The organism is Extensimonas perlucida (genome assembly GCF_007655255.1).
GTDB lineage: Bacteria > Pseudomonadota > Gammaproteobacteria > Burkholderiales > Burkholderiaceae_C > Extensimonas > Extensimonas perlucida.
This window is the reverse complement of the sequence record NZ_VMYE01000004.1, coordinates 200,687-217,333: the sequence shown is the minus strand read 5'-3', so window position 1 is coordinate 217,333 and position 16,647 is coordinate 200,687. Positions and strand designations below refer to the sequence as shown.

Genomic DNA, 16,647 nt, shown 5'->3' with positions numbered 1-16,647 from the left:
GAAGCCCCAGCGCTTGAGGTATTCGCCCATGGTGCGCACGGGCAGCTCGATGCTGCACTCTTGTTGCACGAGCAGCATCACGGCGGCGCGTGTCCACAACGCAAACGATAGCTTGAGTTGCTCGGGGCGGTTTTTGCAGATCAAGCGCTGGATGTGCAACTCTTGCTCGGGCGTGAGTTTTCTCTTTTGGCCGACGGCCCGACCCGTGGGTTTGGGCTTGAGCGCTTTGATGCCGCCGGCTTGTACCGCTTTGACGGCGCTGCGTACGGTGCCCTGGGCCACCCCCAGCGCGGCAGCAATGTCTTTGACCGACATGCCCCGCTGGTGCAGCCGCACCGCCTGCTTGCGTCTTTCATGCTGCGCTTGCCGCGGCAGCTTGCGTCCGTCTTCTTTGTCCATGCCCTGTAGCTGAGGGCGGATGATCGAAACTCAACCCTTAATTGCCGGGTCTATAGTCATCATTCAGCAACCGCGCCTTCACCGCGCGGCCCTTGATGCGCCCGCCGTTCAGGCGCGCGACGGTCTCGTGCGCGATGGTGCGTTCCACGGCCACGTAGGTAGCAAACTCGTTGATGTCGATCTTGCCCACCTGCTCGCGCGTATAGCGTAGGTCGGAGGTGAGCGCCCCCAGCACGTCGCCCGGGCGGATCTTGTCCTTACGCCCGGCCTGGATGTGGACCGTCGCCATCGCCGGCAACAGGCACCCCCCGGGGGTCGGCGTAAGCTCGGTAAGCGCATGCCAAGCCGAGGGCCGCCCCTGCAACTGCTCGATACGCCCGACCGCACCCATCTCATCCAACGACGCGAGGCTAAACGCGAGGCCGCTTTCGCCCGCGCGGCCGGTGCGGCCGATTCGGTGCACGTGCGCTTCGGGATCGGGCGAGATGTCCACGTTGACGACGGCGGCGAGGCTAGCGACGTCGAGCCCGCGCGCCGCGACGTCGGTGGCGACCAGCACCGAGCAGCTTCCGTTCACGAAGCGAACCAGCACCTGGTCGCGCTCGCGCTGCTCCAGATCGCCATGCAGCGCGAGCGCGCTGTAGCCCTGCGCCTGCAGCAATTGCACCAGCTCGCGGCAGCGCGCCTTGGTGTTGCAGAAGGCCAGCGTGCTGACCGGACGGAAATGTTCCAGCAGTCGCGCCACCGCCGGCAGCCGCTGGTCCTCGCGTACCTCGTACCAGCGCTGTTCTATCTGTTCGCTGCCGTGCTGCGCCTCCACCTTCACCGTGACTGGCTCGCACAGCAACTGCGCGGCGAGCCTGGCGATGCCCTCGGGGTAGGTCGCCGAGAACAGCAGGGTCTGGCGCTGCGCCGGGCACTGGCGGGCCACCTTCGCAATGTCGTCGACGAAGCCCATGTCCAGCATGCAGTCGGCTTCGTCGAGCACCAGCGTCGCGAGCGCATCGAGGTCGAGATGGCCGCGCTCGAGGTGGTCTATCACGCGCCCGGGCGTGCCGACCACGACGTGGGCGCCGTGCTCCAGGCTGGTGGTCTGCCCGCGCAGCGGCACGCCGCCGGCGAGGGTGACGACCTTGACGTTGTCCTGTGCGCGCGCCAGCCGGCGGATCTCGGTCGTGACCTGGTCGGCCAGCTCACGCGTGGGGCACAGTACCAAGGCCTGCACCGCGAAGCGGCGCACATCGAGCCTGGCCAGCAGGACCAGCGCGAAGGCCGCGGTCTTGCCACTGCCGGTCTTGGCCTGGGCGATCACGTCCCGGCCTTGCAGCGCGGTAGGTAGGCTGGCCGCCTGGATGGCGGTCATTTCGAGGTAGCCGAGCCGGCGAAGGTTCTCTCGGGCCGGGACAGAAAGGTCGAGCGTGTCGAAACTGTTGGAGGCTGGCAGGGAAATGGTCATGCATGCATGTTACGCAGGAAGCCGGCTGGCCGGCATCGAATCAGATCGCCAGTGCCTGCATCGAGCCTCCATGCGAAGGGAAATAAAAGGAGGCCTTACGAGGATTGAGGCGGCTACTGGTCGGCGATCTCGTGGGCTTCACCCTTACGTACTATCAGTAGCGACGTTGACCGCCACCGTAGCCCGCGCCGGATTCTTTCGGCCGCGACAGGTTGACGACGATAGATCGTCCGCCTACAGACATGCCGTGAAGCCCGGTAATTGCTGCCTGGGCCTCATCAGCAGTGGTCATTTCAACAAAGCCAAAACCTTTGGATCGACCGGTATCGCGGTCAATCATCACCTTCGCGGATGTAACACTTCCATACGCGGAAAAGTTTTGATTCAACGAGTGATCGTCAACGGAATAAGGCAAGTTGCCGACGTAAATTTTGTTACTCATTTGGAGCCTTTCGGAGAGAGTGCGTGGCAGTTTTAAGAAGCCACGAAAATCGGCGGATGTTCTTGCATCGCGCCTGAGGATGACTCAACCAGTGATGGTCGGCACGGCAGGATCAAGGTTGGTTTAGGCCACGCTGCAGATGTTCGACGCTTGCGCGCCTTTGGGGCCCTGGGTCACCTGAAATTCCACTTTTTGGTTTTCAGTCAGGGTCTTGAAGCCGCTGCCCTGGATTTCCCTGAAGTGGGCAAACAGGTCCTTGCCTCCATCGTCAGGGGCAATGAAGCCAAAACCTTTGCTTTCATTGAACCATTTCACGGTTCCGGTTTGAGTTGTCATGTTGAATTCCTTTCGGTTTTAAAGACGCGACATTGCGTCAAAAAATTGGGTGAATGAAAAGTACTGTAAGCGCCGCGTCTGATGTGGGTCAGGCGGGTGTTGCCAAACCGATGGACTCGTAGTTGCCCATGGCTCGTGCATAGATCAGCGCTTCTTCAATCCTGGTGAACGTGGGAACATAGATGCTGACACGGTCGTGGGTAGAGGAGCCCTGCCCTCGCTTGATGGACAGTCCGGCTTTGTAGCGGCCATCTTCTGCGAGGCGGCTGAAGGGGGTGAATAGCAGCTTTCCGATGCGGAAAGACTCTTGTGTCATGGAAGACATGTATGCCAACTTTCTCGAGTCGTGCGCAACGCACCTGCCGTCGTGCCCATGGATGGACGACGACTGCGGCAGTACGACGTACGACCTGTTGAGCTTGCCAGAGGGGAGAGTGACCACCAGATCAACCCATGCGATATGACGGGTCGGTGGCTGAAAAGAGGACGGCTTGGTTGGTGCCGTGAGCTAGAGTCAAACTGTTTACAGCCAGCAAGCAGAAACTGTAAACGCTTTGACTCTAACACAAAATTTCAAAACATGAAAAGATTTTTGTGCCTCGGGTGCTTGCGTCACGTTTTCGGCAAGATGCTGCCTCAATCTGGCATGACCCCAATGTCAGCTACTCAGATGAAATCGACCGTCGGGTCGGAGAGCACGCGGGCACACAGATGACCGCTGCGAGGAAGAAATTGTGGCGCGTCAGAACGGCAACGACCGATGGCAATCGCTGCGATTTCCTTTTGTATCGTGCTCTCGCTCAGTCCGTCCTTGAGCATCTGGGCGCGAAACGCCAGGATGTCGGTCGGCGAGATGCGGCTGCACTTCATCTGCGCCAAGCGGTGCTTGAACGCGAACGTCCCATCGCGCGCGCCCCGTCGCTTGCGTATATAGGCCTCGAACTCGGGCCGGGTGCTGTTGCGTGCCAGGGGCCGGATATCGATGCCGCCGTCTTCGTTCGCGTAGGCTTTGAGCAAGGGCAGCTCAGTGGCTTCCAGGTACTGGTTGATGCGTGTCAGTTCCTGCGCTACGCCCTTTTTTGAAACAGAGCAGTGCCGTGCGTAGTGGTCAAGTGCCTGGGCCAGGGTCGCTTGCGTGGGGCCACCCAGCACAGGGGTGTGTTCGCAGTCGGCATTGGCCAGCTGTTCGTTGGCCCAGGCCTGAGCATCGGCGTATTTCTCGAAGGTGCGTGCCGGGCGCTTGCTGTTGGCCAGGGTCACTTGGATACGCCAGCCGTTGCGATATTTGAAAGGGCTGGGGGTGCGTGTGGACTGCTTAGCCATGGTGGACCTCCGCAGATGCCACGCAGGGGAGGGTGGCCTGCGCAGCCAGCGTGGCCAGAAGGGGGGTGTGATACCTACTCATTTTTCGTCATTCCCAAGTTGTGGATGACGGGTGTAGGTGCGGGTTTTAGCCTGCTGGGGCCGAACCTCGCTCGTTTGGAGCGCCGTTGCGCGAACGCTACCGCCGTGTCCGGCAGAGCTCTGCGCTATCACTTGCGCTATCAAACATCCCTTTGGGCACTGTTTGCGCCGGGAAAAACAAAGGCCTCCTGAGGGAGGCCTTTGTAAATCATGCACTTAGCACGCTTTAATTTGGTGGGTCCTGAGTGACTCGAACACTCGACCTACGGATTAAGAGTCCGCTGCTCTACCAACTGAGCTAAGAACCCGATCTCTGCTGTGGCAGCAGAGCTAAAAATTATACGTTAAATCACCTTACTTTTTTGGCACATTGGGGGCGCGTATGACGGCATTTTTGCTACGCGCCAAAAAAACCACGGTACCAATCCACAAAGCGCCGCACACCTTCTTTCACGCTGGTCGCCGGGGCAAAGTTTACCCATGCCTGTAGCGCTCGCGTGTCGGCCGCGGTGCTTTGCATGTCGCCGGGCTGGCGCGGCAGCAGGCGTTTTTTTGCTTTGATGCCTAGGGCTGCTTCGAGCGCTGCGATGTAGTCCAGCAAGACCGTGGGTGTGCTGTTGCCGATGTTGAAGATGCGGTAGGGCGCGGAGCTGGTGGCGGGGTTCGGGTGCAGCGGGTCGAAGTGCGCATCAGGGGTGGCGGGCTTGTCGAGTACGCGCAGCACGCCCTCAACGATGTCGTCGATGTAGGTGAAATCGCGCACCAGTTGGCCATTGCCATACACGTCTATGGTTTCGCCCGCGAGCATGGCGCGGGTGAACTTGAACAAGGCCATGTCTGGCCGGCCCCAGGGGCCATACACGGTGAAAAAGCGCAGTCCGGTCATGGGGATGCCGTAGAGGTGCGCATACGTGTGCGCCATGAGCTCGTTGGCTTTTTTGGTCGCGGCGTAGTAGCTGATCGGATGGTCCACCGCGTCGCTTTCGGCATACGGCATCTTGGCGTTGCTGCCATAGACGCTGGAGCTGCTGGCATAGACCAGGTGTTCCACTTGGTGTTTGCGGCAGCATTGCAGGAGGTTGGCAAAGCCGAGCAGGTTGGCGTCGGTGTAGTCGTCCGGGTGCTCGATCGAGTAGCGCACCCCCGCCTGGGCAGCCAAGTGCAGGACACGGTGCGGGCGCACCTCGTCGAACAGTGCAGCCAGCCCCTGGCGGTCGGCCAAGTCCAACTTGACGAAGCGAAAGCCCGGATGGGCCTGCAGCTGCGCAAGCCGAGCCTGCTTGAGCGCTACGTCGTAGTAACTGTTGAGGTTGTCCAGCCCGACAACTGGGCAACCGCGTTCGAGCAGGCGCAGCGCGCAGTGCATACCGATGAAGCCGGCGCTGCCGGTGACGAGAACAGGGTTCATGGCGCGATCGGGGCCGGCAGCCACACATATTCATAGCGCATGGGCGGCGTGTTGCGGGGCATTTTGTCCAAGGGAAGATCGAGTGCATGCACTGGTGCGGCCGGCAGCACGGCAAAAACGCCATTCCACCAACTCGCGGGCGCACGGTCGCGGCGCGCCACCAGCAGCAGGCCCACGCCCGCCGCATGGGCACGCGCATGTGCGCTGCGGATGCAGTCCGCTTGCGAAGGATCGGGCCCCGCACACGCGAGCGCAAAGCCTTGCGGAAAGCGCGAATGCAACATGGCCGCGATCATGTGGTCGGAGCCGACGATCACGCCGCGGCCATCGTAGCCGGCGCGCGTGAGTAGTTCTGCGAGTTGGGGCACGGGGTGATTGAGTTCGTCCGCGTCGCCGCGCCAGCCGGCGATCCAGGGGCGTGCCGTGGCCAGCACCAGAAAAAACAGTGCCACCCCCACTACGGCGGTGGTGTAGCCGCGGCCGGCAGCGGGCTCGAGCAGCACCGGGCGCCAGACATACAAGGCCAGTGGGGTGATCGACAGCAGCGGCAGCACCCATCGCTGCTTGAAATGGCTCACGCCGCCTGCCAGCACCATGCCCAAGAGCGCCAGGCACACGATGAGCAGATAGCGACCAAGCAAGGGCCAAGCCCAGGCACGCCAGGCCGGGGTGCTATGGCCGGGGGGGCTGGTGGGGGGCCGTCCAGGGTTTGCGCGCCACAACCGGCGGCGGTAGCTCAGCAGCAATACCAGCAGCCACAGGCCCAGCGTCGAGAGCACCGCCAGTGCCAGACTGCCCAAGCCTTGCAACCACGTTCTTTGCGCCGAGATATCCATCTTCTGCAATGTTTCCGCGGTGGCCTGGTGCCAGTGCGAGAGCAGCCAATACCCGTGGGGCGCAAAGATCAGCAGCCCCACGAGTGGTGCCCACCACCATCCGGGGGCCAGCACGGCGCGCCGTGCCTGCGGCACGGTCAGGGCTGCAAGCAGCAAGGCGGCGATGAACAGCGCGAAGTTGTATTTGGTCAGCAGCCCTAAGCCGCAGAACAGCCCGAGCCACAAAAAATTGCCAGGCTGCGGCGCACGGATCTGGCGCAGCACCGCCCACCAGGCGCCAAAACCCATGGCCGTGACCAGCACGCTGTGCGTCTGGTCACGCAGCGCGTGCCAGCCGAACGGCAGCATCAGCACCAGCGCCCCGGCGACGCGCCAGGCACCCGGCGGGTCGAGCAGGGTGCGTGCCGCGTGCCAGGCCAGCACGTAGCTCAGCGCGATCAGCACTTGTTTTACGAGCGCCAGCGCGAGCACACTCGGCCCCAGCAGTTGGCACACGGCCCATTGCATCCAGGTGTAGAGCGGCGGCTGCGGCCCATAACCCAAGGCAAACTGCTGCGCCCACAGAATCTGCTCCGATTCGTCCCACTTCATGCCCGGTGAAATCGCCACGCGGGATACCACGTGCGCCACGGTCAGCAGCACGAGCCAGACGAGCGGATGCTCGTACAGGCGGGCTTGCCAGTCTCGGGAGGACGGTGTGTGCGCGGACGTCATGGAGAAAGGCCGCGGGCGTCGGCAAACAGGTGCTTGCACGGTGCGCCAGGCAGGCATTAGGGATGGGGTTGCCGCTGCAAGCACGCAGCGGTGAGGCAACGGGGTAGGGCAACGGGGTAGTATAGGCGGCTGCCGTTTACCTTTGGAACATGCTCCCCGTGACTGCGCCCGATCCCGACGTCTCCATCGTCGTCCCCATTTACAACGAATTCGACAATCTGCCAGAGCTGGTGGAGCGCATCGACGCCGCCATGCGCACGCAGCCGCTCAGCTACGAGCTGATCGCGGTGGACGATGGCTCGACCGACGGCAGCGGCGAGCGCCTGCGCGAGCTCGCCGCGACCCGCCCATGGCTGCGAGCCGTGTGCCTGGTGCGCAACTATGGCCAGTCGAGCGCATTGCAGGCGGGCTTCGATCGCGTGCGCGGCCGCTACGTCGTGACCCTGGATGCCGACCTGCAAAACGAGCCCGGCGACATCCCGCTGCTGCTCGCGCGGCTCGAGGCCGACCCCACGGTGGACATGATTTCCGGCTGGCGCCAGAACCGCCAGGACAAAGCCTTGTCGCGGCGCCTGCCGTCGGTGCTGGCCAACCGGCTGATCTCGCGCGCGACCCAGGTGCAGCTGCACGACTACGGCTGTGCCCTCAAAGCTTACCGCCGGCCCATCATCGACCGCATCCGGCTCTATGGCGAGTTGCACCGCTTCATTCCATCGCTTGCGCGCGACGCGGGCGCGCGCATCGCGGAAGTGCCCGTGCGCCACCACGCGCGCACGCGCGGTGTTTCCAAGTACGGGATAGACCGCACGTTTCGCGTCATCCTCGACCTGATCTTCATGGTGTTTTTCATGCGCTTTCGCCAGCGCCCGCTGCATGCCTTCGGCGGCCTGGGCCTGTGGCTGGCCACGCCTGGCATGCTGATCCTGGCCTGGCTGCTGGTGCAAAAGCTTCTGGGGGCGGACATTGGCGGGCGGCCCCTGCTGCTCGCGGGTGTGCTGCTGGTGCTCATGGGCATGCAGTTCATTGCCGTGGGGCTCGTGGGTGAGCTGCTCACGCGCATCTATTACGAGTCGGGAGGCGGGCAGCAATACCATGCCCATGAGTACGGGGCCTGCGCAGAATTGCAAACGCCGCAAGGTGCCGGCGGTAAAGCCCCGGCATCGCAGCCGGCAGTGCGCGCCGCGGCTTCGACGTGAACCGTTCGCGCAAAGGCTGGCTCAAAGGCCTGGCCGGCCTCGCACTGCTTGCGGCCGTGGCCTATCTGGCGGACCCGGCGGCCTTGCTGCTGCGGCTGCGCGAGGCCGATGGGCGTTGGCTGTTGCTCGGCCTTGTGGCGGCGTTCGCCTCGAATGTTGTCTCCGCCTGGCGCTGGCACGCGCTGGCGCAGTGGCTGGGTCTGCCCATGCGCTGGATGGACGCGCTGCGCTGGTATTTTCAGGCCATAGGGTTGAACGCGCTGCTGCCTGGCGCCGTGGTCGGCGGCGACGTTTATCGTGCGGTGGCGGCTTTCGGCATGCTGCAAGCGCCCGCGGCGCCCATGCCGGCAGCCAAAGCCGTTGCATCCTTGTCGGTGCTGCTCGATCGCCTGAGCGGCGTGTGGATGCTGTGCGCGCTCGGCGCCCTGGGCGCGGCGGCTTCGGCGCCTGCCTTGGCGCCGGTGCTGCATGTCCGCCCGTTTTTTGTTCTGGTGGTGGCCGTTTTGGGAGCGTTGCTTTTGCTCGCATTCCCGTGGGTGCTGCTGCTGTGGCTGCGCGCCAAGCGGCCCAACACCACCTCTGCCTGGCTGGCGCCACTGACGCAAGCCGCGGCACGCCCCGACGCGGGGCGCCAATGGCTGCTGCAAGCGCTGTCGTCGGGCATGGTGCAGGTTCTGTCCGCAACCGCGCTGGCTTTGGGTGGCCTGGCTTTGGACGTGCACTTGCCCGCCTCGGCCTGGGCCTTTGCCATGGCGCCGATATTTCTGCTCGCAGCCCTTCCTGTCAGCATAGGCGGGTGGGGTACGCGCGAGGCCGCGAGCATCGCAGCGCTGGCTCCTTTTGGCGTGCCCGCGGCGGCCGCGATGGGTGTGGCCCTGGTTTACGGAGGGTATGCGCTCGTGCAAGGCGCCGTGGGCGCCTTGGCTTTCGGCATGCCCGGGCGCAGTGCGCGGCAGCGCGGATGAGGGTTTGCGCTGCAGCGCAAGCAGCGGTGCCGCCGCTACTATGCAGAATTTTGAAACAAAAAATTCTTAGGGACATCCTGCAACACCCCATCAAAAATTTGGCAGGTGTAAGCGAAAGATGGCATCTTTTGAACCCATGAAACAAGCCAGCCTCGACCTGAGTCTGACTGTGCGCAAGACGCGCAAGCAAGTGTTCCTCGAACAGATGGACAAGGTGGTGCCGTGGGATGAGCTGGTGCAGCTGATTGCGCCCTACTACAGTGAAGGCATTAAAGGACGCCCACCCTTTGCGCTGCAGACCATGCTGCGCATCCACTTCATGCAGCAATGGTTCAATCTGGCCGACCAGGCGATGGAAGAGGCGTTCTTCGACGCACCGCTGTACCGTGAGTTCGCGCAACTGCCGGCCTCTGGACGCCTAGCCTGAGCAATTTTCATGCTTTGTCGAAGCGCGGGTCGCCGCAGGGCGCGTCGTCGGGCGGCGCCTCGGTGGGCACGCGAAAAGACTCGCTGGCCCAGGCGCCCAGGTCGATCTGCTTGCAGCGCTCGCAGCAAAACGGCCTATAGGGGTTGTTAGGGCCGTAGATACTGTCGCCGCCGCAGGCCGGGCAGATGACGTGCCGCTCGGGCGCGGGTGGCTGCGGCGCGGGGGTGCGGGTCATGGCGTGCGTGCGGCTGCGTCGTTAGGGTTTCTTACGCGCACAAGGCGATTTCGAATGCGGCATCCTCACCGCTTGCGAGCAATCGACCGTCGGCTTGCTGGCGCAAAAGCCGTACCGAAACGAGCAGGCGGTTGCCGCTGATCTCGGGAATCAAGCCGAGCGCGGGGTCTATGCGCAGGCGCAAAAGCTGGAAGCTGCGGCCCTGCGGCAGGCTTTGCTGGAACTGTCCGCCGACGACCGCGACCTTTTGCGGCATGCCGGCATTGCGCAGCAGTTTGAGCAGCAAATACACGGTTTCAGCGAGCGGCGCCAGCATGCCGGCCCAATGCTGCAAGTCCTGCTGGCGTGCCTCGGGGCTTTGGTGCTGCCAAGCGTAGTAGGCGGGCAGGTCGAAGCTGCAGGTGCCACCGGGGATGCCCATGCGGTTGCGTATGCCCATGAGCCACTCGTTTTCGGTCAGGCTTTGGCCGATCTTGCCGGGCTCGGCGTTGAGCGCGCCATGGCAGTGGTCGAGCTGCTCCAGCACGGCGTCGAGCGCCTGCTCCGAGATCGAAGGGTTGCCGCGGTAGCTCTCGAGCTGCTGCTTGTGCTTCTCGATGTCTTTGAACAGGTCGGCCTTGAGATCGGAGCGCGCGGCCACGTCCATGAGCTCGAACAGGGTGGCGAGCGCGAAGTGGTGGTCCAGCGCCTGCGGGCGTGGAATCAACTCGCCCAGCCGCAGCAGCAGCTGCTCCAGCCGCAGGTAAGTGCGCACGCGCTCGTTGAAGGGGTACTCGTACAGGATCACGCGGAGGGCTTCCTCGGGGCTCGGTGGGTCACGGTAGCCGTCGGGGGCTGCGAAAAAGTATGCAGCACACCAGCGTTGGCGGTGTCGTGCGGGATCATAGCCCCAAGTATTGCAGCGTTTGCGCCACTTGCTGCTGCAACTCGACCAAGCTTACACCCTCGTCGTTGTAAATCACGGCGTCGGCGGCGCCGCGGCGCGCCGCGCGCGTTGCCTGCGCGGCGATGATGGCCTCGACGGCAGCGCGCTCCAGGCCGTTGCGTGTCATCACGCGCTGGACTTGCGTCTCTACCTTGCAGTCCACCACCAGCACGGCGTCGAGCCGGCGCTCCCAGTGGCCGGATTCCACGAGCAGGGGCACGTCGAACACAAGCAGGGCGCTACCCTGCGCGATGGCATCGCGCGCGCGCCGCTCGTTTTCCTGCGTCACACAGGGATGCACGATCGCTTCGAGCCTGGCGCGCGCCGTGGGGTCGGAAAAAGCGAGGCGGCGCATGCGCTCACGGTCCATGGCACCGTCGGATGCGACATATTCGGGCCCAAAGGTCTGGGCGATCGCCGCCATGGCCGCCCCGCCCGGCCCCGTCACGGCGCGTGCGATCTGGTCGGCATCGATCAGCGCGGCGCCGTGCGCGACGAACATCTGCGCGACCGTGCTCTTGCCGCTGCCTATGCCGCCGGTCAAACCGAGACGCAAGGTTTTTTGCATGGGTTTACTCCAGCAGCGCCCAGACTGCCTGCAAGATGGCACCAGGCCCGAACACCATGGCGACGAGGCCCGCACCTGCCAGAAACGGCCCAAAAGGCACGTAACCGCCCGGGCGCAGCGTGTGCAGCACTTTCATCGAGATGCCCACCAGCGCGCCGATCACCGAGGCGAGCAGGATGATGGGCACCAGAGCCTGCCAGCCAAACCAGGCGCCCAAGGCGGCAAACAGCTTGAAGTCGCCAAAGCCCATACCCTCCTTGCCCGTGGCGAGCTTGAAGCCCCAATACACCAGCCACAGCGACAAATACCCCGCCGCCGCGCCGACCACGGCATGCTGGAGCGGCACGTCGATCCAGCCCAGCACAGAAGCCAGCAAGCCCGCCCACAGCAAAGGCTGGGTGATGTCGTCGGGCAGCAGCGTGGTGTCCCAGTCTATGCAAGCCAGCGCGAGCAAGGCGGCCGCAAAGCCGCACCAGCAAAGTCCCGCCGGCGTCCAACCCCAGCGGGCGATGCACCAGGCAAAGAGGCCGCCGGTCGCCAGTTCGACGAGCGGATAGCGCCAGCCTATGCGCGCGCCGCAGGCCGAACAGCGCCCGCGCAGAAACAGAAAGCTCAGCACAGGGATGTTTTCCCACCAGCGCACGCCATGCCCGCACGCGGGGCAGCGTGAGCGTGGCGTCCAGAGGTTGAAGGCTTGCGCAGGCACGGCCGGCGCCGTTGCCGCAGCGTGCGCCGTGGGCTTTTCGGCCTGAGGTTGCTGCTGCGCGGCAAACTCGGCGCATTCCGCCGCCCACTGCCGCTCCATCATCTTGGGCAGGCGGTAGATGACGACGTTGAGAAAGCTGCCCAGCAGCAGCCCCAACACACCTGCCAGCGCGGCTTGCATCGCTGGCGGCCAAAGCTCCAGGCCCATCAAACGACCTGTCCGAGCTTGAAGATGGGCAGGTACATCGACACCACGATGCCGCCGATGATGACGCCCAGGAACACGATGATGATGGGCTCCATCAGGCTCGAGAGGCCCGCCACCATGTCATCGACCTCGGCCTCGAAAAAGTCAGCCGCCTTGCCCAGCATGTGGTCTATGGAGCCGGATTCTTCGCCGATCGCGCACATTTGCAGCACCATCGAGGGGAAAACATTGGCATCGGTCATGGCGGCAGTCAGGCTGGTGCCTACGGAAACCTCCTGCTGAATTTTTTTCGTGGCTATTTCGTAGACCGAATTCCCCGCGGCGCCACCCACGGAGTCCAGTGCCTCGACCAAAGGTACGCCGGCAGCGAACATGGTCGATAGCGTGCGCGTCCAGCGAGCGACACAGGACTTGTCGACGAGCGGACCAAAAATCGGCAAGCGCAACAGCAGACGATCCATGAACATCTGCATTTTTTCATTACGGCGCCAGGCCTGCATGAAAAAGTAGATGCCGCCCCCGAGCACACCAAAAATCAGCCACCACCAGCGCACGAAAGCATCACTCAGTCCAATGACGAACAGAGTGGGGGCAGGGAGGTCGGCCCCAAAAGAGGTAAAGACCTCCTTGAATGCCGGGATCACGAAAATCATGATGATCGTGACCACTACGAAGGCAACGATGATCACCGACACCGGGTACATCAAGGCCGATCTGATCTTGGACTTGATGGCCTCGGTTTTTTCCATGTAAGTGGCAAGCCGATCGAGCAGCGCATCCAGAATGCCCGCCGCCTCACCGGCTTCGACCAGGTTGCAATACAGGCTGTCGAAATACATGGGGTATTTGCGAAAAGCGCTGCTCAAGGCCGTGCCGGTCTCCACGTCCATGCGAATATCGTTGAGCAGTTTGCCCACACTGGGGTTGGTGTTGCCGCGCCCAACGATATCGAAGGCTTGCAGCAACGGTACACCCGCCTTCATCATCGTGGCCAACTGGCGCGTAAACAGGGCAATGTCCTTGGGCTTGATTTTCTTGCCCGTGCGCATGCGGCGTTTTTTGATTTTCGTGGGCAGCACACCCTGACGGCGCAGGGAGGCATGCACCTGGTTTTCACCGACGGCACGGGTTTCTCCGCGCACCACCTTCCCGTTGCGGTCTTTGCCTTCCCACTCAAAGACGAAGTCCTTGACGTCTCTTTTTGCTACTGCGGTCGCCATGCTGCTTCCTCGTATGTTTAGTCGTTGGTGACAGCCAGCACTTCCTCGAGCGAGGTTAAGCCCATTTTGACTTTGTGCAAGCCGGCTTCGCGCAATGAACGCACACCTTCCAGCCGAGATTGCTCGGCAATTTCCAGTGCACTTCCGTCACGCAAAATGATGCGCTGAATCTCTTCCGAAATGGGCATCACCTGGTAAATGCCGACGCGGCCCTTGTAGCCATTGTTGCAGGCAGAACAACCCACGGCATGATAGGGCATCCAGGAGCCATCGAGTTCATGTTCCTGAAACCCTGCATCCAGCAGCGCCTCCATGGGAATGTCGGCAGGTTGCTTGCAGTTCGGGCAAAGTCTTCGGGCCAGGCGCTGTGCTGTGATCAGAATGACGCTGGAGGCAATATTGAAAGGCGCTACCCCCATGTTGCGCAGGCGCGTCAGGGTCGTTGGTGCGTCGTTGGTGTGCAGCGTGGAAAGTACCAGGTGCCCGGTCTGTGCCGCCTTGACGGCAATGTCTGCCGTTTCCAGATCGCGGACTTCGCCTACCATGATGATGTCGGGATCCTGGCGCAAAAACGCCCGCAGGGCGACGGCGAAAGTCAGCCCGGCCTTTTCGTTCACGTTGACCTGATTTACGCCGGGCAGATTGATTTCAGAAGGGTCTTCGGCCGTGGCAATATTGACCCCGGGTTTGTTCAGGAGGTTCAAGCAGGTATAAAGTGAAACCGTCTTTCCGGAACCCGTGGGGCCGGTGACGAGAATCATGCCGTAGGGCCTGCTGATTGCGTGCAGCAGGCGCTCTTTTTCTTCTTGTTCGTAGCCCAATGCATCTATGCCCATCTTTGCCGAGCCCGGGTCGAGAATACGAATGACGATTTTCTCGCCGAACAAGGTAGGCAGCGTACTGACACGAAAATCGATCACCCGATCCGGCCCGATTTTCAGCTTCATCCGGCCATCTTGAGGCACCCTTTTTTCCGAAATATCCAGACGGGAAATTACCTTGATGCGCGAAGCCAGCTTGTCCTTGATCGCAATCGGCGGCGAGGCAATCTCGCGCAACTCTCCATCGATACGAAAGCGCACGCGGTATTGATGCTCATAGGGTTCGAAATGCAGGTCGGATGCGCGCATGTGGAAGGCATCGAGCAGCATTTTGTGCAAGAACCTGACAATGGGTGCATCTTCGACGTCGGAATTTGCACTGGTCGCACTTTCGTCCGGGATTTCCGGAGCGACTTCTTCCAGGCCGAAGTCGAAGTCAAAGTCAGCCCCATCAGGAATCGCATAATCTGTGGCGCCATTCGACGCTTTGGCGCTGGCATCTAGAAAACGATTGAGCTTGTCATACTCTGCAATGACCCAGTCTACGCCCAACTGGGTCGTGAATTTGATTTTTTCGCTGGCCTCCTGATCCGTTGGGTCTGCGGTGGCAACGATGAGGCGACTTCCTCGTTTTGCAAGTGGAAAGACACGATAGGTGCTACATATCTTCGGATCCAGCAAGCCTTTTGGTAGCCGAAGCGGATCGATGGTGCTGATGTCCAGCAAAGGAGTGCCAAAAACATGCGAAACGGTATGGGCTAGGTCCGCGGCTGAAACAGCGCCCGACCCGGTCAATTCGGCAATGAAACTGGTGCGACCTGTTTGCGATTTTTTGTAAATCTCTTCCGCAGTTTTTTGGGAGAGTTTGTCTGCAGCTATCAATGCCCGCACCAGCCCAGGCAGGGCTACGGAAGAAGCTTCTTTTTGCAGAGGATCAACGGCAGCCATGTAAGCAGCAGTGTGTTAGGTATGGAAAGGATTCCATCCTATCATCATGGACAGCGGTTGAATGTAAGCCGCGTGAAACAAATCCCGGAAGGGAATCGTGGAACAGGTGTTCTGCGGCGCGGACAAGAAAGAAATTCTGGTCGGGGTGAGAGGATTCGAACCTCCGGCCTCTACGTCCCGAACGTAGCGCTCTACCAGGCTAAGCTACACCCCGCGGTACTTCTCGGAAAAGCGGCGGAACGAATGTCTCATCAGGCGCGTCGCTCGAGAAGCTGAGCCGCCAATTGTAGCAAACCTGATGTGTAAGGATTTTTCGGCAATTGCGCGAGCGCGGCGATGGCGCGCCTGGCTTCGGCGTGAGCCGCCTCGCGCGCTACGTACAGTGCGCCAGTGCTGCGCACGATGTGCACGATGTCGTGCAAACGGTCTGCGGAGCCTTGTTCAATGGCTTGGCGCACCAGGGTAGCCTGCTCTGGTGTCCCACGCTGCATGGCAGCAATCAGCGGGAGCGTGGATTTTCCTTCGCGCAGGTCGTCGCCGAGGTTTTTGCCCATTTCCGTCGCGTCGCCGTCATAGTCCAGCACGTCGTCGATGATCTGGAATGCGGTGCCTAGCGCCTGCCCATAGGTTGCGCAGGCTTGCTCGACCGCGCTGGGGCTTTGAGCTAGGATGGCTCCCAAGCGTGCGCTGGCCTCGAACAGCTTAGCGGTCTTAGAGCGGATGACCTGCAAGTAGCCGGCTTCATCAAGAGATGCGTCATGCATGTTCATGAGTTGAAGAACCTCGCCTTCGGCGATGATGTTAATGGCTTCGGCCAAGACCTCCAGAACGCGCATGCTCCCCGTTTCCACCATCATCTGGAACGAACGGGTGTGTAGAAAATCTCCTACCAGAACGCTCGCGGGATTGCCAAACACTTGGTTGGCTGTGGCGCGGCCTCGGCGCAAGGTGGAGGCATCCACCACATCATCATGCAGCAACGTGGCCGTGTGTATGAGTTCGACCACGGCCGCGAGGATGAAACGGTGTTGCCCACGGTACCCGAGAGCGCCGCAGACGAGCAACAAGAGCGCAGGGCGCAGGCGCTTGCCACCTGCGGCAATGATGTAGTGCGCAATTTGCGCCACCAAGGGGACGCTAGAGGTGAGACGCTTCGCAAGCTCCCGGTCCACTTCATGCATGTCTTCGGCAATTAGTGCGAGCGGGGAGGGCAGCGTGGAAATGGTGGGAGAGGTCAAGATGGTGGCCGCAACAAATAGCGGCAGATTATAAAAAGCCGGTCGGAGATGACGGCGTAGCTAGGAGCTTGTCGGACTTTGGGCGTCGAAAGCGAGAATGCGCCCCAGCGAGGCCAGTTTTTGCCGGATTCGCCGCCCCATAGTGGTGCTATGGGGCAAGAAGCCGGTAAAAAATGGGCCGCTGCGGCGCATTCGC

Annotated in this window: 17 protein-coding genes, 2 tRNA genes and 1 pseudogene; 3 read left to right on the top strand and 17 right to left on the bottom strand. The window is 62.0% G+C overall.

The genetic code is table 11. From position 1 onward, the window contains the following. The 9 genes from FK527_RS06120 to FK527_RS06080 all read right to left on the bottom strand — a co-directional run. Positions 1-399 (bottom strand): helix-turn-helix domain-containing protein (locus FK527_RS06120; RefSeq protein WP_144731093.1); only part of this gene is annotated, 399 nt, incomplete at its 3' end. A gap of 37 nt (positions 400-436) precedes the next feature. Continuing rightward, entirely contained in the window at positions 437-1,855 is a 1,419-nt protein-coding gene (gene dbpA / locus FK527_RS06115) for an ATP-dependent RNA helicase DbpA (protein ID WP_144731091.1), read from the bottom strand. A 154-nt stretch (positions 1,856-2,009) separates the two neighbouring features. Further along, the gene (locus FK527_RS06110; protein WP_144731089.1) at positions 2,010-2,297 is read right to left on the bottom strand and encodes an RNA recognition motif domain-containing protein; all 288 of its coding nucleotides are present in this window, start codon (positions 2,295-2,297) and stop codon (positions 2,010-2,012) included. 123 nt (positions 2,298-2,420) lie between these two features. Continuing rightward, the gene (cspE, locus tag FK527_RS06105; protein ID WP_144731087.1) at positions 2,421-2,633 is read right to left on the bottom strand and encodes a transcription antiterminator/RNA stability regulator CspE; all 213 of its coding nucleotides are present in this window, start codon (positions 2,631-2,633) and stop codon (positions 2,421-2,423) included. Positions 2,634-2,721: 88 nt separating this feature from the next. After that, entirely contained in the window at positions 2,722-2,958 is a 237-nt protein-coding gene (locus FK527_RS06100; RefSeq protein WP_144731085.1) for a hypothetical protein, read from the bottom strand. 341 nt (positions 2,959-3,299) lie between these two features. Beyond that, positions 3,300-3,956, bottom strand: a complete 657-nt coding sequence (locus tag FK527_RS06095) for a hypothetical protein (RefSeq protein ID WP_144731083.1) — start codon at positions 3,954-3,956, stop codon at positions 3,300-3,302. A 313-nt stretch (positions 3,957-4,269) separates the two neighbouring features. Next, positions 4,270-4,345: transfer RNA gene (locus FK527_RS06090), tRNA-Lys, on the bottom strand. 89 nt (positions 4,346-4,434) lie between these two features. Next, a complete protein-coding gene (locus tag FK527_RS06085; protein WP_144731081.1) occupies positions 4,435-5,445 on the bottom strand; it encodes an NAD-dependent epimerase in 1,011 nt (336 codons plus the stop codon). Next, on the bottom strand, positions 5,442-6,995 hold the full coding sequence (locus FK527_RS06080) for an ArnT family glycosyltransferase (protein WP_186298394.1): 1,554 nt from the start codon (positions 6,993-6,995) through the stop codon (positions 5,442-5,444). Before FK527_RS06080 ends, FK527_RS06085 begins: the two co-directional genes overlap by 4 nt. A gap of 158 nt (positions 6,996-7,153) precedes the next feature. Between FK527_RS06080 and FK527_RS06075 the strand changes: the two genes are divergently transcribed. The 3 genes and pseudogenes from FK527_RS06075 to FK527_RS06065 all read left to right on the top strand — a co-directional run. Continuing rightward, positions 7,154-8,191, top strand: coding sequence for a glycosyltransferase family 2 protein (locus FK527_RS06075; protein ID WP_246072686.1), 1,038 nt, complete (start codon positions 7,154-7,156; stop codon positions 8,189-8,191). After that, positions 8,188-9,156 carry a lysylphosphatidylglycerol synthase transmembrane domain-containing protein gene (locus tag FK527_RS06070; protein ID WP_144731077.1) on the top strand — a complete coding sequence of 323 codons (969 nt, stop codon included), beginning with the start codon at positions 8,188-8,190 and terminating at the stop codon, positions 9,154-9,156. The genes FK527_RS06075 and FK527_RS06070 overlap by 4 nt, the downstream gene beginning before the upstream one ends. Positions 9,157-9,292: 136 nt before the next feature. Beyond that, positions 9,293-9,577, top strand: a pseudogene (locus tag FK527_RS06065) (transposase); the annotation flags it as partial. A gap of 13 nt (positions 9,578-9,590) precedes the next feature. On the opposite strand, the gene FK527_RS06060 reads toward FK527_RS06065, so the two are convergent. The 8 genes from FK527_RS06060 to FK527_RS06025 form a co-directional block, all read right to left on the bottom strand. Continuing rightward, positions 9,591-9,818 (bottom strand): DNA gyrase inhibitor YacG, encoded by a 228-nt coding sequence (locus tag FK527_RS06060; protein ID WP_144731075.1) that lies wholly within the window; start codon positions 9,816-9,818, stop codon positions 9,591-9,593. Between the two features lie 31 nt (positions 9,819-9,849). Then, positions 9,850-10,605 (bottom strand): cell division protein ZapD, encoded by a 756-nt coding sequence (gene zapD / locus FK527_RS06055; RefSeq protein WP_144731073.1) that lies wholly within the window; start codon positions 10,603-10,605, stop codon positions 9,850-9,852. A gap of 94 nt (positions 10,606-10,699) precedes the next feature. Then, positions 10,700-11,311, bottom strand: coding sequence for a dephospho-CoA kinase (gene coaE / locus FK527_RS06050; RefSeq protein WP_144731071.1), 612 nt, complete (start codon positions 11,309-11,311; stop codon positions 10,700-10,702). A gap of 4 nt (positions 11,312-11,315) precedes the next feature. Next, positions 11,316-12,224: a prepilin peptidase gene (locus FK527_RS06045; RefSeq protein ID WP_144731069.1), complete on the bottom strand. Its 909-nt coding sequence runs from the start codon at positions 12,222-12,224 to the stop codon at positions 11,316-11,318. Next, positions 12,224-13,444: a type II secretion system F family protein gene (locus FK527_RS06040; protein WP_144731067.1), complete on the bottom strand. Its 1,221-nt coding sequence runs from the start codon at positions 13,442-13,444 to the stop codon at positions 12,224-12,226. Before FK527_RS06040 ends, FK527_RS06045 begins: the two co-directional genes overlap by 1 nt. 17 nt (positions 13,445-13,461) lie before the next feature. Further along, positions 13,462-15,213: a type IV-A pilus assembly ATPase PilB gene (gene pilB, locus FK527_RS06035; RefSeq protein ID WP_144731065.1), complete on the bottom strand. Its 1,752-nt coding sequence runs from the start codon at positions 15,211-15,213 to the stop codon at positions 13,462-13,464. Positions 15,214-15,350: 137 nt separating this feature from the next. Then, positions 15,351-15,427 (bottom strand) — tRNA-Pro (locus tag FK527_RS06030). Between the two features lie 37 nt (positions 15,428-15,464). Beyond that, positions 15,465-16,394, bottom strand: coding sequence for a polyprenyl synthetase family protein (locus FK527_RS06025; protein ID WP_144731120.1), 930 nt, complete (start codon positions 16,392-16,394; stop codon positions 15,465-15,467). Between the last annotated feature and the right edge of the window lie 253 nt (positions 16,395-16,647).